The 16,265-nt window shown below is 63.7% G+C and carries 16 protein-coding genes; 3 read left to right on the forward strand and 13 right to left on the reverse strand.

The window, feature by feature from the left end; translation table 11 throughout:
• Positions 1-22 precede the first annotated feature (22 nt).
• The 8 genes from HU144_RS04425 to HU144_RS04460 form a co-directional block, all read right to left on the reverse strand.
• On the reverse strand, positions 23-931 hold the full coding sequence (locus HU144_RS04425) for a sulfite exporter TauE/SafE family protein (RefSeq protein WP_235350297.1): 909 nt from the start codon (positions 929-931) through the stop codon (positions 23-25).
• A gap of 119 nt (positions 932-1,050) precedes the next feature.
• The gene (locus HU144_RS04430) at positions 1,051-2,436 is read right to left on the reverse strand and encodes a tripartite tricarboxylate transporter permease (RefSeq protein WP_235350298.1); all 1,386 of its coding nucleotides are present in this window, start codon (positions 2,434-2,436) and stop codon (positions 1,051-1,053) included.
• On the reverse strand, positions 2,433-2,846 hold the full coding sequence (locus HU144_RS04435; RefSeq protein ID WP_235350299.1) for a hypothetical protein: 414 nt from the start codon (positions 2,844-2,846) through the stop codon (positions 2,433-2,435). Before HU144_RS04435 ends, HU144_RS04430 begins: the two co-directional genes overlap by 4 nt.
• A 47-nt stretch (positions 2,847-2,893) precedes the next feature.
• On the reverse strand, positions 2,894-3,829 hold the full coding sequence (locus tag HU144_RS04440) for a hydroxymethylglutaryl-CoA lyase (protein WP_328284273.1): 936 nt from the start codon (positions 3,827-3,829) through the stop codon (positions 2,894-2,896).
• Positions 3,826-5,151: a hydroxymethylglutaryl-CoA reductase, degradative gene (locus tag HU144_RS04445; RefSeq protein WP_268825806.1), complete on the reverse strand. Its 1,326-nt coding sequence runs from the start codon at positions 5,149-5,151 to the stop codon at positions 3,826-3,828. The genes HU144_RS04440 and HU144_RS04445 overlap by 4 nt, the downstream gene beginning before the upstream one ends.
• 180 nt (positions 5,152-5,331) lie before the next feature.
• Complete coding sequence (locus HU144_RS04450) at positions 5,332-7,230, reverse strand: helix-turn-helix domain-containing protein (RefSeq protein ID WP_235350301.1); 1,899 nt, start codon at positions 7,228-7,230, stop codon at positions 5,332-5,334.
• Between the two features lie 48 nt (positions 7,231-7,278).
• A complete protein-coding gene (locus tag HU144_RS04455; RefSeq protein WP_235350302.1) occupies positions 7,279-8,547 on the reverse strand; it encodes a pyridoxal phosphate-dependent aminotransferase in 1,269 nt (422 codons plus the stop codon).
• Between the two features lie 187 nt (positions 8,548-8,734).
• Entirely contained in the window at positions 8,735-9,316 is a 582-nt protein-coding gene (locus HU144_RS04460; protein WP_235350303.1) for a GNAT family N-acetyltransferase, read from the reverse strand.
• A gap of 140 nt (positions 9,317-9,456) precedes the next feature.
• Between HU144_RS04460 and HU144_RS04465 the strand changes: the two genes are divergently transcribed.
• Genes HU144_RS04465 through HU144_RS04475 form a run of 3 tightly spaced genes read left to right on the forward strand, consistent with a single transcriptional unit; the run spans position 9,457 to position 11,711 of the window.
• Positions 9,457-10,092, forward strand: coding sequence for a TetR/AcrR family transcriptional regulator (locus HU144_RS04465; protein WP_235350304.1), 636 nt, complete (start codon positions 9,457-9,459; stop codon positions 10,090-10,092).
• Between the two features lie 51 nt (positions 10,093-10,143).
• Positions 10,144-10,980 carry an ABC transporter ATP-binding protein gene (locus HU144_RS04470; protein WP_235350305.1) on the forward strand — a complete coding sequence of 279 codons (837 nt, stop codon included), beginning with the start codon at positions 10,144-10,146 and terminating at the stop codon, positions 10,978-10,980.
• A complete protein-coding gene (locus tag HU144_RS04475; protein WP_235350306.1) occupies positions 10,977-11,711 on the forward strand; it encodes an ABC transporter permease in 735 nt (244 codons plus the stop codon). Before HU144_RS04470 ends, HU144_RS04475 begins: the two co-directional genes overlap by 4 nt.
• A 41-nt stretch (positions 11,712-11,752) precedes the next feature.
• Here HU144_RS04475 and HU144_RS04480 read toward each other — a convergent pair whose 3' ends face one another.
• From HU144_RS04480 to HU144_RS04500, 5 genes are all read right to left on the reverse strand, one after another.
• Entirely contained in the window at positions 11,753-12,013 is a 261-nt protein-coding gene (locus HU144_RS04480; protein WP_235350307.1) for a GNAT family N-acetyltransferase, read from the reverse strand.
• A gap of 61 nt (positions 12,014-12,074) precedes the next feature.
• Entirely contained in the window at positions 12,075-13,259 is a 1,185-nt protein-coding gene (locus tag HU144_RS04485) for an ABC transporter permease (protein ID WP_235350308.1), read from the reverse strand.
• Positions 13,256-14,143, reverse strand: a complete 888-nt coding sequence (locus HU144_RS04490) for an ABC transporter ATP-binding protein (RefSeq protein ID WP_143923988.1) — start codon at positions 14,141-14,143, stop codon at positions 13,256-13,258. Before HU144_RS04490 ends, HU144_RS04485 begins: the two co-directional genes overlap by 4 nt.
• A 123-nt stretch (positions 14,144-14,266) precedes the next feature.
• Entirely contained in the window at positions 14,267-14,917 is a 651-nt protein-coding gene (locus HU144_RS04495; protein WP_101557467.1) for a response regulator, read from the reverse strand.
• A 3-nt stretch (positions 14,918-14,920) separates the two neighbouring features.
• On the reverse strand, positions 14,921-16,255 hold the full coding sequence (locus HU144_RS04500; RefSeq protein WP_235350309.1) for a histidine kinase: 1,335 nt from the start codon (positions 16,253-16,255) through the stop codon (positions 14,921-14,923).
• Between the last annotated feature and the right edge of the window lie 10 nt (positions 16,256-16,265).

The raw sequence follows: 16,265 nt of genomic DNA on the forward strand, positions 1-16,265 counted from the left end.
CATAGTAACAGCGGGTTCAGCTTCAGCTGCCCGCGGCGACCTCGACCGCGGCCTCCTGGGCGGCTTCTGCGCGCCGAGTTCTGCGCTCGTTCCGTACAGCCTGAACGATGAGGGCGATCCAGACGGCCGCGAGCACCACGAGGATGGTCGAGACGGTGGCGGTCGAGGCGCCGAGCGCCAGGGCGATGGTGCGTGCGTTGGTGAGGATGATGATTCCACCGGCTGCGATAGCGAGGACCCGAGCAGGCAGGATCTTGACCAGCCAGGCGGCGAAGGGGGCGGCGATGATTCCGCCGATCAGCAGGGCCGCCGCGATGGACCACTCGATGCCCGAGGAGCCGAGGGCGAACAGGAACCCGAGCGAGCCGCCGACCGCGACGACGAATTCGCTGGTGTCGATCGAGCCGACGACCTTGCGCGGCTCGAGCCGGCCAGAGGACAGGAGCGTGGTGGTTCCGACTGGCCCCCAGCCGCCTCCGCCGATGGAGTCGAGCGCACCGCCGATGAGACCGACGGGGACGAGGAGCTTCGGGCCCGGACGTCCCTTGAAGGTGGGGCGGCGGCCGCCGAGGGCGAGGAAGCGCCAGATCACATAGACGCCGAGGAGCAGCAGAATGCCCGAGATCCACGGAGTGGCCGCGTCACCGCTGAGGCCGGCGAGGAACGTGGCGCCGGCGAAGGCTCCGATGAAGCCGGGTACCGCGAGGATCGAGACCGTCTTCCAGTCGACATTGCCGAACTTGTGGTGCGAGATCCCCGAGACCAGCGAGGTGCCGATCTCGGAGAAGTGCACCGCCGCCGAGGCGGTCGCCGGGGCGATCCCGGCCGCGAGCAGCAGGGTTGTCGACGTCACCCCATAGGCCATGCCGAGGGAGCCGTCGATGAGTTGGGCAAGGAGCCCGACGAGTCCGAGGACGATGAGTTGGCGCATAGTGGTGACCTTTCAGCATGCCGACGATTGTTGAGCAATTCGATCGATGCCAACAATACCCACTAAGTCCATCGGATTACTAGACTATGAATTTCTGTGACGTTTCCGGACCTTTCGCGTCACAGTGCCAAGACCGCCGGAACGGTGAGGACGGCGACGTAGTACCCCATGAACTGGACGCCGGCGTGCATGCCGATCATGCGATTGAACAGGCCGCCGACCAGGCCCACGGTGATGGTCACACCGAGCGCGAGCAGCCCGCCTTCGTAGAGGCAGATGACGCAGATCAGCGCGGCGAAGCCTGCGATGATCGCCTCGTGGGAGACCGATTTCATCACCCAGGTAGCAGCGCGGTGGGCGTTTCTCATCACGAACGGATAGGCCACTGCAATCGCGATGACTGCGGCGATGACCGAGAAGAGGGCGAACTCACCGGTCGACAGCAGATCGTGCAGGTTGTTCGTCTCACCTGTCTCCGCGTCAAGGGTGTAGACGGGCGGAGCGTTGAACAGTGGTGCTGCCGGGCCCGCGGCCATGGGTGAGAGCGGAAGCCCGATGGCGATCAGCGGGATCAGGGTCTCGGCGATGTAGGTCGACTCGGTGGTTCCGTTTCTCACGGACACGACCGTTGTCAGCCGATGGAAGCCGTTCTTGATCCGGCTGCCGGCGATCTCACCCATGAGCACTGCCATGGCGACGGGTGAGAAGACGAAGGTTGCGCTGGTGATGACGGCCGAACCGCTGGTGTAGGCCAACTGCTTCCGGTCCAGGACTGTGAAAGGGTTCGGCAACCTTGCACCACCAGCAGGTCGGACGTCGGGAGCGAGGTCGAACTCCCGCTTGCCTGTCTGCGTCATCGATCGACGCCCTGCGGGAGACAGAGCAGAGAACAGATCATAGATGAGCGGGCCGGTCGCAATGCCCAGGAAGAAGGAGGTTGTGAAGGTCGCATCCTTCTGTTCGAGGATGAATGCCTGCAGCCCGACGATGATGAGGACGAAGGGAACCAGTGCGACGACTGCCGCCAGCTTTCCCTTCGAGGTATACGCGACGAGAATGGCCGCCACGATGAAGATCCACGGTGCTGCGGCACCGATGGCCTCAGCGAACGGAGTGAGGACCAGGGCGAAGAGAATCGACAGCGGAATCGCGATGATCACCGAGATGACGCCGCCCGAGATGGCCTTCTGCAGGGCGATATGAGGCACTCCGAGAGAACGGAGCAGCTGCGCTTCTCGCAGCATCGGCACTGCAGTGGTGTCGCCGGGTATCCCCAACAGCGTTGTGGGCACGGCGTGAGAGATGTGTTTGGAGATGATGGCTGCGAGGAAGAATGCGATGACACCGGCTGGAGGGACGCCGATGAGGATGACGAGCAGTGCCAGGGGTGCGACGATCGCTGTCTCGTCGGTGCCTGAGATGAGGCCGATTCCGGTGAAGAGCACTGCAGCCAGCAGAGCCATGCCGATTGCCCACAGGATCGGTTCGATGAGGTCCGCGCTCACAGCTGTGCACCCTTCGCTCGGTTCTCATGATTCTCGACCAGGGCGTCGAAGAGCCCGAGCGCTCGGATCTCCTCCTGCACTGCCGGTTTGAGATCGCGAGGGTCACCTAGGTCTCCGTACTCTTCGACGACTTCGTCGATGACTTCCTGCCGGTTGCGCGTGTCAGCCTCTGATTCAGTGATCACTCGTTTGGGTTTGAACAGGATTCCGGCGATCACGGCACCGACGATGCAGCCCACGATCCCGATCAGGAGGGCATAGGAGTGCCCCAGTTCCGGATCGCCGGTGGTCGTGAAGAAGTGGTCGGAGATGAGGAACGCCGGTACCGCCACCCCGATTCCGATGGCAATGCTGCCGACAAGGTGTTTCGAGTCGACGGTGTCATTCCAGACTTCGAGCAGCTGTGGCATCTTCGCCTACCTTCTGTTGATGAACGGTCTGTTGATGAATGGTGGTGCTACTGATTGACGATGGCCGCCGAGGTGGCCGAGGCCAGTGGCTTGTCGAGCTGCTGACCCAGCCACTGGCTTGTCTCTGCGACCGCGCGGATGTCGACTCCGGTCGAGATTCCCAGGCCCTGAAGCATCCACAGGAGATCCTCGGTTGCCAGGTTACCGGTCGCCGAACCCGCGAACGGGCAGCCTCCGACTCCACCGGCAGAAGCATCGAACTCACTCACTCCGAGCTGGAGGGCGGCGAAGACGTTTGCCAGCGCCTGACCGTAGGTGTTGTGAGTGTGCAGCGCGATCGCGTCGACGGGGACGCCGCTGTCGATCAGTGCCTGCAGGACAGCAGTCACGTGCCCAGGTGTTGCGGTGCCGATCGTATCTCCGAGCGAGATCGACGAGCAGCCGGCCTCCAGCAGCTGCGCAGCCGCGGTGACCACGCGTTGCGGATCCACTGGACCTTCCCAGGGATCGCCGAAGACCATGGACAGATACCCGCGGGCGTGCATCCCCGCCGAGGTGGCCGCCGCTGCCACATCAAGGTTGCGTGCCGTGGTCACCTCGAGGCTGTCGCCGAGGTTGGCCCGAGAGAACGATTCCGTGACACTGGCGAAGACGGCGACGTCCTTGGCCCCGGCCGCCTTGGCATCGTCGAGTCCGCGTCGGTTGGGAACGAGGACCGGATAGGAGATGTCCGAGTCGAGGTCGAGCTCGTCGAGAACTGAGCGGGTGTCGGCCATCTGCGGAACGGCCTTGGGGGACACGAAGCTGCCTGCTTCGATGCTTCTCAGACCGGCACCTGCCAGTCGGGAGATGAGCTGCGCACGCGTCTCGGCGGGCAGAGTGACTGATTCGGCTTGGAGGCCGTCGCGTGCGCTGACCTCGTAGACCCTGACCTGGGTCGGCAGCGTGTCATGGGTGAACACCTGAGGGAGTGAGTTCATCATTTCGATCCACCTGAGCGAAGCTCGGCGAGGATGGCCTGAACTCGGTCGAAGCGGAAGGCCTTCTCGTCGATGAGCCTCTTGACGATGGCCTTGGATTCCTCGGCAGTGGCGCCGGCAGACACGGCGAGGTTCTTCGCATGCAGCGACATGTGACCGCGCTGGACACCTTCGGTGGCAAGGACTCGCAGGGCCGCCAGATTCTGCGCCAGACCGGCGGCGACGATGATTTCGGCCAGATCCTTCGCCGTGCTCACCTCGGCGATCTGGAGTGCGGTGCGGGCCGCAGGGTGGACCTTCGTGGCACCACCCACGAGGCCGACGGGCATCGGCATCTCGAGGTTGCCGACGAGGTTGCCCTCGGCATTCTTCTCGAACGTGGACAGTGAGGTGTAACGACCGTCTATGAGGGCATGCGAATGGGCCCCGGCTTCCACGGCGCGAGTGTCATTGCCGGTGGCCAGGACAACGGCGGAGATGCCGTTCATGATGCCTTTGTTGTGTGTGGCGGCTCGGTACGGGTCGGCTGCGGCCAACTCATAGGCGTGGAGGATGTTGTCGACGACCTCGGCGCCTCCCAGCAGCTCCTTGTCGAAGACCGCGCGTGCTCGGCTCAGACGCAGATCGGCCTTATTCGTCAGGATTCGCAGGAGTGCGTCACCTTCGGCGATCGCCGCGAGGCTGCTTGAGACGGCCTCTGCCATGGTATTGACCGCATTGGCCCCCATGGCGTCGCGGACGTCGACGTGGAGGTGGACGACGACGTAGGTTGCCGACTTCGCCTCGACGAGGCGAACATCGAGGCCTTTGACGCCTCCGCCGACCTCGACGAGCTTAGGATCCTGAGCATTGGCCAGGTCGATGATCTCGTCCTGGCGTTCGAAGATGCGAGACCGGGCGGCATGGGGGTCTGCCACATTGATGAGCTGGATCTGCGCCTGCATGATCGGCTGAGTCGAGCTGGTGAAGAACCCACCCTGGGGGCGTGCCATTCGGGCGGCGTTGCTGGCGGCGGCGATGACCGAAGCCTCTTCGGTGGCCATGGGTACGAGGACATCTGTGCCGTTGATCGTGAAGTTGGTGGCGGTTCCCAAGGGCAGGGAGAAGACGCCGAAGACGTTCTCACTCAGGTTCGCGGCCTGTTCGGGGCCGAATGCAGTCGCATCGATCTGGGCGAACACCTCGGTGCCGAGCCCGGTTGCCTCGGCTACTGCCGTGCGACGATCGTTGACCGACATATTGCGGAAGTCGGCGATACGACTGTTCTCTGCCATTGTGTGTCTCCTGTCGAGTCTTCTTCGAGTCTGTCTTCTTCGAGTCTGCATCTGCCGACTGCGGCTGCCGAAAGCAGCCGAGCAGAGCCGGTCATATCGTTCGCGCAGAGTAATTCCGCGCAGGGTTCAGTCAAACACTTCGGGACTCGATCGCCTATGGCCGTTATGGCCATTGATATCTCCAGCCACTGGCTGGATCGGCCAGGGTAGGTGGCTCGTGCCTGGCTGCATTCAGATCTTCTGCTGGAGCTGATCCAGACGGAGTGCGACGTGGAGGCGGAACGCATATTCGGGTGCACGCCAATCGTTGTCGAGTACCGTGTCGATGCGCTCCAGTCGCAGCTTGACGGTGTTGACGTGAACCGAGAGAGCGGCGGCGGTGCGGCTGATGCTGCTGCTGTGGTCGAAGTATGTGCGCAGTGTCGTGACCAGATCGGCGGATTGTCTCCGGTCCCATCGTCGGAGGGGGCCGAGCATGCGCTCCATGAACTGTCCGACGTGTTCGGGGGTCGAGCCGAACATGGCTGTGTAGGGAGCGAAGTCCTCGGCAGGACACACGCCTCTGGTGATCGAGAGTGAATTGAGGACACGCACGCACGACCACAGCTCGTCCTCTGCGGTGCGCAGCTCCGAACGCTGAAAACCTGTGTCGGAGACGACGACCAGGCAGTTGCGCAGGACTTCTGAGGCTGTGAGCAGCTCTTCCAGCTGTGTCCGGGTTCGATGAGCCGAACGGGGCAGCAGCACTGTCAGCCCAGGGGAGCGCTGGGTCATGAGAATCCGCGGCTCGATCCGAGTCAGGTACGAGCCGATGCGGTCGAAGTCGTTGGGACCGGCTTGGACCACTATCAGCTGCCAGGGGCCGAGGAGGGTGAAGTTGCTGGAGCGTGCTCGCGCTCGCAGCTCGTCCAGACTTCTGGTGTCGGCGATCAGATCGACGGCCAGTTCGCCGCGCACACGGTTCTCGGCGTCGGCACGTGAGAGCTCGTTCATCTGGATGAGGGCCAGGGACTGTGCGGCCTGAGCGACGATGCTGTGGTCGCCGTCTTTCGGGTCGTTGTGGAAGCGCACGAACAGTCCGCTGTGCTGACGTCTGTTCGACGCCACCGAAGCGGCGATGAGCCGCTTGGCCTGAGCAATCTGTACGCTGCGCCCGGTGCGGCGACTGGTGTCTATGGCCGCATGGATGTCTTCTCGACTCAGGTCGAATTCGGCGAGGAACCCCTCGTCCGCTGGGAATTCGGGGGAGTCGAGGCTCCAGTTGTCGACGATGAGCACCTCGGCGCGGAGAGTTTCGGCGATGACGTTGGTGACGGCTGCTGCACCGTGGCCCTGCAGCACCAACTGGGTCAGCTGCTCTTCGACCTCGACGAGGCGCTGCAGGGTATTCGCTTTGGCCGCAGCCAGTTCTTCTGCGGCAGCTGACAGTGCGGCCGCCTCGGCGAGTTCGCCCATGAGTCGTGCGGTCTTGAGAATGACCGAGGCATGGTCTGCCAGGGCGGAGAGCAGAGTGATCTCATCTGCTCCGAAGTCATGGGGGTAGCGATTCGCCGCGAACAGGGCACCGAGTACTTCACCGTCGACGACCATCGGCACTCCGAGGAGCGACTCCATGCCTTCGGCCTTGACCGCTGAGTCCACACGCCGCTCATGAGGCAGCTGGGTCAGGTCATAGTCCGAGGTCCAGTGGGCGGCTCGGTCGCGGACGACCCGGCCTGCAAGTCCGACTCCCGGGGGCACCCGGAGAGCTGGGAGCTGGAGCGAGATCGCCCCGCGACTGGCTCTGACGTTGAGCTCGTCGGTTTCGGGGTTGTATTCGGAGAGGTAGGCGATGTCGCAGCCGATCAGCGACTTAGCTCGGTCGACGAGCTTCTGCAGAAGGCGCTTGGTGTCTCTGACCTGGATGAGCTCAGAGGCGCTTTCGAGCAGCGCGGCGCGTTCATGGTCCTTCTGGCGCCAGCGAACCATGGTGGTGGACAGATCCAGCAGCGAGTCGATGAGGGCCGACTGCCGCCCGAGTTCTGATTCCAACGAGCTGCGATCGACGGGGTTGCCCCGCGCGATCAGGTTGACTGCCTCTGCGACGGATTCCACCGCTACTGTCTCTGGCCCCGCGTCGCGCTCCGTCATGGGCCCATTATCTCAGCCTGGGTCACCAGATCACGTGCCCCGGCAACCTCACCCCGCTGCGGGGGACATCTCCTTGACGGTCGGCAGTTCGCAGGTGCTGCTCGCCTTCTGCTGGTACCCGGAGAGGAACTCGCCGAGGCGGTTGATCGATTCGTCCAGCACCTCGACGGAGGGCAGGGTGACGAGCCGGAAGTGGTCCGGGCGTGACCAGTTGAAGGCCGAGCCGTGGGAGACGAGGATCTTCTGCTCGCGCAGCAGATCGAGCGCGAACTGTTCATCATCGACGATGTCGAATTTCTCCACGTCGAGCTTCGCGAACATGTAGAGCGCGCCGCTGGCGCGATGCGCGGACACGCCGTCGATGGAGTTCAGCCCCTCGTGGGCCAGGTTCATCTGAGCACCGAGGCGACCCTGCGGAAGAACGAGGTCGTCAATCGACTGCTTGCCGCCCAGAGCCGCTTGGATCGCGTGCTGGGCCGGAACATTCGCGCACATGCGCATATTGGCCAGGAGCTTGATTCCCTCAAGGTAGCTCTTGGCCTCGGACAGCGGTCCGGTGATGGCCAGCCAGCCCGCCCGATAGCCGGCGATTCGATAGGCCTTCGAGAGTCCGGAGTAGGTCAGGCACAGCACATCGTCGCCGGTGAGAGTGGCCATGTTGACCATCTCGACATCGTCGTAGGTGATCTTCTCGTAGATCTCGTCGGCGAAGATGATGAGGTTGTGGCGACGTGCGATGTCGACGATCTTCTTCAGGGTCTCACGCGAATAGACGGCGCCGGTGGGGTTGTTCGGGTTGATGACGACGATGCCGCGGGTGTTCTCGGTGATCTTGGATTCGAGATCCTCGAGGTCGGGCTGCCAGGCTGTGGCTTCGTCACACAGGTAGTGCTTAGGCGTGCCGCCGGAGAGAGCGACCGATGCCGTCCACAGGGGGTAGTCCGGGCTGGGAACGAGGATCTCGTCGCCGGGGTTGCACAGCGCCTGCAGGGACAGGGTGATGAGTTCGCTGACTCCGTTGCCCAGGAACACCTCGGAGGTGTCCAGATTGTGGATGCCGCGGGTCTCGTAGTACTGGACCACGGCCCGGCGCCCGGAGAGGATTCCGCGCGAATCGGAATAGCCCTGCGCAACGGGAAGCTGCTTGACCATGTCATGGACGATCGCCTCGGGGGCTTCGAATCCGAAGGGGGCGGGGTTGCCGATGTTGAGCTTGAGGATGGTGTGGCCCTTGGCCTCCATCGCCTCGGCCTCTTCGAGGACGGGTCCCCGAATGTCATAGAGGACGTTGGCCAATTTCGACGACTGCCTGTACATGGGAACCGTGAGAACCTTTCGATGCGACGTTTGCTGATACCGCTACTACCACGCTATGGCCCTCGCCGAGGTGGTTCTGACCAATCAGAGGCCCGTTTCGTGAACCTTTGACGAGGTTTTCGGATTGTTTCCCAGACCTTTCGTCACACGGGTCACTTGATGTGGGCCGGTATCGAGGGGCGAATCCTCATACCTGCTGCCGGTCGCTGCGCAGCATGCCGAAGATGAGCGTGTCCGTCCATTCGCCCTTTGACCACCAGTCCTGCCGCAGGTGAGCCTCCTGTCGCATGCCGATGCGTGAAGCCATCCTCGCCGAGGCGGTGTTTCTGGCATCCATCTGAGCGACGACTCGATGGAGGCGATCGTGGGCGAAGGCGGCATTGAGCATGGCGATGGCGGCTTCGGTGGCGAATCCGTGGCCACTGGCCGCGGGATTGAGCACCCAGCCGATCTCGGCCTTTTCCGATGACTCTCCGTCGAACCAGATCGCGATGTCGCCGATGACGACCGAGCCTTCGATGCCCTCGAGCCCGTCCGCGGTTTCGATGACCAGTGCGAGTGCGCGAGCCTCGGTGTCCAGGCCGGTTCTCGGAATGCGCTTGGACACCTCGGTCCGCGCCACCTCGGCGGTCCACGGCTCGCAGAGGAGGAACCGCGCGACGTCTTCGCGGGAGTAGATGGGCAGCAGTGCCTCGGCGTCGGAGTCCCGATACGCACGCAGGTGCAGTCGGTCGGTGGACAGCGGCAGAGACAGCTCCTGCAGAGTCATGTCAATAACGAAATCACGTGTCTCGGGTGTGCGCAAGATTCGTTGGGCGTCAGAGAGCCCTTGGCAAGGTTTTCACATCGGTGACAAATGGCATCATCAGGCCCGACCGGCTGTGAGCCCTCCCCGCTAAGCTGAGGAGCATGGTCGAGTCAGAATCCGGGCCCCGCAGCAGGGGGCGTCCGCGGAAGGGGCAGAGCGGGGACACCCGGGCGATGATCGCCGAGGCGGCCGCCGCCGAATTCTCCGAAAAGGGATATGAGACGGCGAGCATGCGCGGCATCGCCCGCCGCGCCGAAGTCGATCCGGCGCTCGTCCACCACTATTTCGATACGAAAGCTGCCCTGTTCGCCGACGTCGTCAAGCTCCCGGTCCGGCCCGACAAGATCATCGCTGCTGCCCTCGATGCTCCACTTCCCGAGCTCGGTGCTTCGATTGCCCGCACGGTGCTGCTCGCGTGGGAGGACCCGAAGGTCAAACCCGTGGGTGTGACGATTCTGCGCTCGGTCGTCAACGGATCGGCGGCCGGAAAACTCGTCCGTCAGTTCCTCCTGCGCGAACTCATGTCCGCGATTGCCCAGCGCCTCGAGGATGTGGGCATTGAGGCCGTGTCGGCGCAGCAACGGGCCTCGATGGTGCTTTCTCAGATAGCCGGGGTGCTCATACTCAGGCATGTCGTCATGGCCGAACCCCTTGCCTCCAGCCCGATCGAGGAGGTCATTGCTCACGTCGTTCCTGCGGTGCAGGGTCATATCGAGGGACTCCGGGCAGGGCGCTGACAACGCAGATGGCCCTTGACGTGGGTGAGGTAGAGGCGTCTAATTCATCGTATGATGAATAATGCGATCGAGACGCACGGTCTGCGAATTTCTCGGGGTCGAACCACAGTCATCGACGGCCTCGATCTCAGGGTGCCCGGCGGAGCGATCGTCGGTCTGCTCGGCCCCAGCGGCAGCGGCAAGACGACTCTCATGCGGGCCGTCGTCGGGGTGCAGATCCTGGCCGGCGGATCGGTGAATGTCTTCGGTCAGAGCGCGGGGAGCGCATCGCTTCGGCACCGAGTCGGCTATATGACCCAGCAGGCCAGCATCTATGACGATCTGTCCGTGCGGCAGAACCTCCGGTACTTCGCTCGCGTTCAGGGTGCTCCTCGTTCGGACGTCGAAAGGGTCATCGATCGCACGGATCTGTCCGGGCAGGCCGATCGCTTGGCCAGGACCCTCTCCGGCGGGCAGGCCAGCCGGGTCTCACTGGCGGCAGCGATGCTCGGCTCGCCGGACCTCCTCGTACTCGACGAACCCACCGTCGGCCTCGACCCTGTGCTGCGTGGGGATCTGTGGGCTATCTTCCGCAGACTCGCCGAGGATGGGACGACTCTCCTCGTGTCGAGTCACGTGATGGACGAGGCGACTCGCTGCGATCGACTCCTGCTCATGCGCGAGGGCGATCTCATCGCGGACACGACCCCAGAGCAGCTTCTGACGACCACTGGTGCCGACACAGCCGAAGGCGCGTTTCTGCGGATCATCGAGTCCCACGACTCTGGACCGAGTCACTCGATCGGCGGTCGCGGTGGCCGTCTTGCCTCGCGATCAGGACGTCTGTCTCCCACACGTCTGCTTGCCGTGGGGAAGGGCCGGGTTCAGCGGAAGAAGGGGCCACAATGACTCCGATGCGAACCCTGGCCACAGCCGGACGCGTGCTGCTCCAAATCCGCAATGACCCACGCACCATCGCTCTGCTCCTCGTCGTACCCAGCCTCCTCATCGGGCTCGTGGCCTGGATCTTCGATGAGACCGAGGTATTCGCGACAATCGGCCCCGCGATGCTCGCGCTCTTTCCCTTCATCGTGATGTTCCTCGTCACGAGCATCTCCACTCTGCGCGAACGCCGCAGCGGCACGCTCGAACGGTTGCTGTCGATGCCCTTGGGCCGCGGTGACTTCATCCTCGGCTACACGCTCGCCTTCGGGATCCTCGCCGTGGTCCAGACTGCTGTCGCCGTCGCCTATGCCACGCTGGTGTGCGGTCTCGAGATCGAGGGATCCGTATGGATGCTCTTCGTCGTCGCGATCGCTGATGCTCTGTTGGGTACGTCGCTGGGACTGCTCGCAAGCGCCTTCGCCCGCACCGAATTCCAGGTTGTGCAGTTCATGCCGGCGCTCGTTTTTCCCCAGATCCTCCTCGGCGGCATCTTCCTGCCCCGTGATCAGCTGCCCGAGCTGCTCGAGACCATCGGCGATTGGTTGCCGCTCTCACACGCGATCGACGCGCTCACGGCAGTCGCGAGCGGCGATGAGGATTCCAGCTACATCTGGCTGCGCATCCTCTTCATCGGATGTTGGATTCTCGCCGCGATCATCATCGGCTCGCTGACGCTGCGACGGCGCACGCAGTAATGCGGGCGGAAATCACTTCGCAGCTGTGAGTCCCGCGATGCTCAGGCCGACTGCCGGTCGCTGCCGAGCATTCCGAACACGAGGGTGTCGGTCCATTCGGTCTCCAGCCCGATGCGGGGGATGCGCTTGGCGACCTCAGTTCGGGCCACCTCGGCGGTCCACGGTTCCAAGAGGAGGAATTCGGAGATGTCCTCACGTGACATCACGGGCAGCAGCGCCTCGGCGTCGGACTCTCGATACGCACGCAGGTGTAGGCGATCAGTGGTCGGTGGACCTGCCGCCGCAGATACCCGAACCGACAAAAGCACAGTGCAGGCGGTGGGCTTTTGCAGGTTCGGGTAGCTGCAGGCAGGGCACCCCCAATCAGCCCTTCGACCTGCTCAGTGCCTGCTTCCACGACACCTTCGGGCCAGACTGCAGAATGGAACGTTCGAAGATCCGGGTCGCCAGCAGCAGAGCCAGGATCGTGGTCACCGCAAGGATGAGGAGGGAGACCAGCGGCTCCCACCATTCGATCGTGCCGAGGAAGACGCGCATCGGGACCGCGACCGCTGCGGAGAAGGGGATGTATGACATCACCGCCATCACCGTCTCGTTGGATGAGAAGAGGATGACGGCCATATAGGGCAGGAAGATGAGCATCATGATCGGGCTGGACGTCGAGCCCAGGTCCTCCGTCCGGGAGACCATCGAAGCGGCCGCGGCGTAGAGGGAGGCGATCATGACGAAGCCGACGATGAAGAGCGGGATGAACCAGCCGATCGGTTCCGTGACCTTGCCGAGCACCAGGTCGTTTCCGCTGATGGCGGCCCCGAGGAGGACGGAGAGCGCAGTCAGGCCTATCTGTGCGAAGGCGAGGATCGAACACGCGAGAACCTTGCCGAACATCAGCACCCTCGCCGAGGTGGAGGCGAGCAGGATCTCTACGATCCGTGACTGCTTCTCCTCCACCACTGAGGAGGCGATGGTTGTCCCGAAGGTCACCGCCGACATGAAGAACACGAGCCCGAGGCCCAACCCGATCAGGTACGTGAGCCCCGGATCCGGAGCGTGCGGGTCGAGGAGTTCAACGGTGGGCACCTGACTGAGAGCGCCGGTCAGCGACTCGGGTGCGGAGCGTTCGGCGATGACGGTGACACCGACAGGGGACGCAGGGTCTTCGACGACGGCGGCCGCGACCTCTTCGGATGTCACCATGGTCCTCGCCTCATCCGTGCTGTCGACGGAGACGAGTTCGATCCCGTCGATTCCTTCAACAGCCTGCGCTCCCGCCGAGGTGACCGCCACCTTGTCCGTGGAGGAGAACAGTGAGGGCAGTGACCCGGAGACTGCCACGAGCGCTCCGAAGAGGACGATGCTCAGCAGCGTCGAGACCATGAAGGCCTTGGACTTCAGGCGGACCATGACCTCTCGTTCGATGACGAGACCGATGGCGGTGGTGAAGCTGGCACGCTGTGTCTGTGCTGTCGTCGCCAATCCGGATTTCTTGGGGGCGTTCGTGGCGGCAGAGCTCGTGTCGACGGAGTTCGAATCCTGTTGGGTGCTCATGCCTGCGTGACCTCCTGGAAGAGTCGGTTGAGAGCGACGGCGTGCGGGCCGAATGACTTCACTGAGGACACGGTGATGGCCTGGTGCAGGACCGCCTCGGCGATATCGGCGTTCGGTGCGGCGAAGCGCACCCAGTTGCCGTCGAATTCGACGACTCGGATGTCGGGGATCTCGCGCACCCAGCCCATGTCCGAATCGGTCTGCAGAATCCACTCAGGTGTGCTGCGCTGACGCCGCAGCTCATCGGCGGTGCCGCCCGCAACAAGCCGGCCGCCGTCGATGATGACGAGGTCGTCGACGAGGCGTTCGACCAGGTCGAGCTGGTGGCTGGAGAAGAGGACGGGTGCACCGGTGTCGGCGAAATCCTTGAGGACCTCGAGGGTGCGTTCGACGGCGACCGGGTCGAGTCCGGAGAAAGGCTCGTCGAGCACGAGGGCGCGCGGGCGGTGGATGAGCGCGGCAGCGATCTGGACCTTCTGCTGGTTGCCCAGGCTGACGGCCTCGAGGTTGTCGCTGGGTCTGCCGCCCAGGTCAAGCTGCTCGAGGAGTTCCAGTCCGCGACGACGGGCCGAATGGCGGCTGAGACCGTGGAAGCGCGCGAGGTAGATGAGCTGATCGATGATCGGCATCTTCGGGTAGAGGCCCCGCTCCTCGGGCATGTACCCGATCGCACTGCGATGTGCGGCGGTGATGGTTTCGCCGTCGACGGTGATGCGACCGGAGTCGGCAGCGAGTACGCCGAGGATGATGCGCATGGTCGTCGTCTTGCCGGATCCGTTGGAGCCCACGAATCCTGTCATCCTGCCCGAGCCGATGCTGAAGGACAGGTCGTGGAGAACCTGCTTGTCGCCGAAGCTGCGTGAAATCGAGTCCAAGGTGATCATGACTCAAACCTATGCGGTGCCGCGCCGATGCGAATCCGTCGTTCGGGCTATTTCGGCATCGGCAGTGTGGGGGAGGTCGAATTCTGACCCTGGGAAGAAGTCTGACACTGGGAATGAGACCTTTCAGCTCCCGACGAGTCCGTTCTCGTAGGCGAAGATGACGACGTGGATGCGGTCGCGGATGTCGAGCTTGGTCAGCAGGTTGGAGACATGTGTCTTGACGGTGGCCTCGCCGACGAAGAGCGTTCCTGCGATTTCGGAATTGCTCAGCCCCTTGGCCACGAGGTGGAGGACCTCGAGTTCCCGGTCGGTGAGGAGTTCCAGTTCGGGAGCTGCCGAGGTGGTGGTGACGGTGCTGCGGACGGAGCGTTCGATGACGCGTCGGGTCACCTCGGGAGACAGGAGCCCATCGCCGCCCGCCAGCGCGGTGACCGCGTCGATGAGCTGCTCCGCCTCGGCGGTCTTGAGCAGGAATCCGCTGGCACCAGCGGCCAGCGCCTGGAACAGGAAATCGTCGCGGTCGAAGGTGGTGAGCATGAGGACAGCGCCGGCCGCTCCTCGGCGCACGATCTCCGCGGTGGATTCGAGCCCGTCCATGACAGGCATCTGGACGTCCATGCAGATCACATCCGGCGCGAGCTCGAGCGCACGGTCGATCGCGACCTGACCGTTTTCAGCCTCCCCGACGACAACGATGCCGTCCTCGCTCTCGAGGATCGTGCGGAAGCCGGTGCGGACCATCGACTGGTCGTCGACGAGGAGGACTCGGATCACGGTTCAGGCCTTTGCTGTGGAGTCGGTGATGGAGGAAGCAGCTGGGTGCTCGGCGACGTCGGCATCGGGGTCGGCGAGGCTCCGAGGGTAGGGGATCTGTGCCCGTACAAGCCAGCCGCCACGGGACTTCGGACCGGCTTCGAGGGAGCCGCCCATGGCGCTCATCCGTTCGCGCATGCCGATGATGCCGAGGCCCAGGCCCGGTTGCTTCGCCGGAGGTTCGGAGTCGGGGTGCGATTCCTCGTGGAGCCCGCCGGGAGACCGGGTGTCGCTGATCTCGACTTCGAGATTGCTGGTGCCGTACCGCAGGCGGACATCCACCTCCGCGTGCGATCCCGCATAACGACGACAGTTGGTCAGGGACTCCTGGATCACCCGGTAGATCGACATCTCCGTGATCGGCGTCAGCGGTCTCGGCTCACCGATCGTGACAACGTCGACCTGCTGTCCCGATCGACGTGAGGCGTCGACGAGTTCGGGAATGTCGCCGAGGCCGGGGTTGCCCTTCGTGTTGTGCTCACCGGTGCTCGCGTCGTCCGTGTCCCGGAGGGTGTAGACGAGCGCACGCAGTTCATCGACGGTTTCTCGGGTGGAGGACTCGATGGTCTTGAGGGATTCTCGGGCCTTGTCGGGGTTCTTCTCGAGGCTGCGACGGGCGGCTGCGGCGTGGATGCCGACGCCGGTGATGTGGTGGGCGATGCCATCGTGGAGTTCACGAGCGATGCGCACCCGCTCAAGATCGAGAGCTTGGCTGGTCAGCTGCCGCTCTTGGGCGCGGACCTCTTCATTGGCTGCCCGGAGTTCAGACATGAGCTGTCGCTGCTTCCATGCCCGGTTGCCGAAGAGCCAGGCGCCGCCGAAGAATGCGACGTTGATGAGGAAGTTGACTCCCGAAGCTGCTGCGAATTGAAGGACTGTCATATCGCCCACCGCACCGAACTGCATGATCATCGACACGAACATATAGACGAATATCGCCACGCAGAGGAGGAGCCGGGAGACGAATGCTCTTCGGCGGTCAACCTGCCATGCGCCCACAGAGTACACGCCCATGAAGAGGATGAATTGCGCGGCTTGCGGCTCCATGGCACCGAGGACCTGGGCGGTGACGAAGACGACGGCCTGCGCCCAGGCGACCCAACTCGGGTATCGCCGCCGGAGGAACAGAGGAGCTGTGACGAGGATCGAACTCAGGCACAGTACCCACAGCGGAGCCTTGAAGGGCCATTGGCCAGTTGCCGAATAGAGCACTGCGAAGACGATCGACAGGGCGGCCAAGGCGATGACGATGTACCAATCGCCCCGCGTCGGCCTCAACGATGTCGCACTCTCTGTCATCACTCCAGCT

The organism is Brevibacterium sp. UCMA 11752 (assembly GCF_021532235.1).
Lineage (GTDB): Bacteria > Actinomycetota > Actinomycetes > Actinomycetales > Brevibacteriaceae > Brevibacterium > Brevibacterium antiquum.

What these genes read in the sequence shown, in the direction of transcription:
- HU144_RS04490 (WP_143923988.1), bottom strand. Translation starts at nt 14,143, where the DNA reads ATGATCACCTTGGACTCGATTTCACGCAGCTTCGGCGACAAGCAGGTT.
- HU144_RS04425 (WP_235350297.1), bottom strand. Translation starts at nt 931, where the DNA reads ATGCGCCAACTCATCGTCCTCGGACTCGTCGGGCTCCTTGCCCAACTC.
- HU144_RS04435 (WP_235350299.1), bottom strand. Translation starts at nt 2,846, where the DNA reads ATGCCACAGCTGCTCGAAGTCTGGAATGACACCGTCGACTCGAAACAC.
- HU144_RS04470 (WP_235350305.1), top strand. Translation starts at nt 10,144, where the DNA reads ATGATGAATAATGCGATCGAGACGCACGGTCTGCGAATTTCTCGGGGT.
- HU144_RS04460 (WP_235350303.1), bottom strand. Translation starts at nt 9,316, where the DNA reads ATGACTCTGCAGGAGCTGTCTCTGCCGCTGTCCACCGACCGACTGCAC.
- HU144_RS04445 (WP_268825806.1), bottom strand. Translation starts at nt 5,151, where the DNA reads ATGCAGACTCGAAGAAGACAGACTCGAAGAAGACTCGACAGGAGACAC.
- HU144_RS04465 (WP_235350304.1), top strand. Translation starts at nt 9,457, where the DNA reads ATGGTCGAGTCAGAATCCGGGCCCCGCAGCAGGGGGCGTCCGCGGAAG.
- HU144_RS04500 (WP_235350309.1), bottom strand. Translation starts at nt 16,255, where the DNA reads ATGACAGAGAGTGCGACATCGTTGAGGCCGACGCGGGGCGATTGGTAC.
- HU144_RS04440 (WP_328284273.1), bottom strand. Translation starts at nt 3,829, where the DNA reads ATGATGAACTCACTCCCTCAGGTGTTCACCCATGACACGCTGCCGACC.
- HU144_RS04485 (WP_235350308.1), bottom strand. Translation starts at nt 13,259, where the DNA reads ATGAGCACCCAACAGGATTCGAACTCCGTCGACACGAGCTCTGCCGCC.
- HU144_RS04475 (WP_235350306.1), top strand. Translation starts at nt 10,977, where the DNA reads ATGACTCCGATGCGAACCCTGGCCACAGCCGGACGCGTGCTGCTCCAA.
- HU144_RS04450 (WP_235350301.1), bottom strand. Translation starts at nt 7,230, where the DNA reads ATGACGGAGCGCGACGCGGGGCCAGAGACAGTAGCGGTGGAATCCGTC.
- HU144_RS04455 (WP_235350302.1), bottom strand. Translation starts at nt 8,547, where the DNA reads ATGTACAGGCAGTCGTCGAAATTGGCCAACGTCCTCTATGACATTCGG.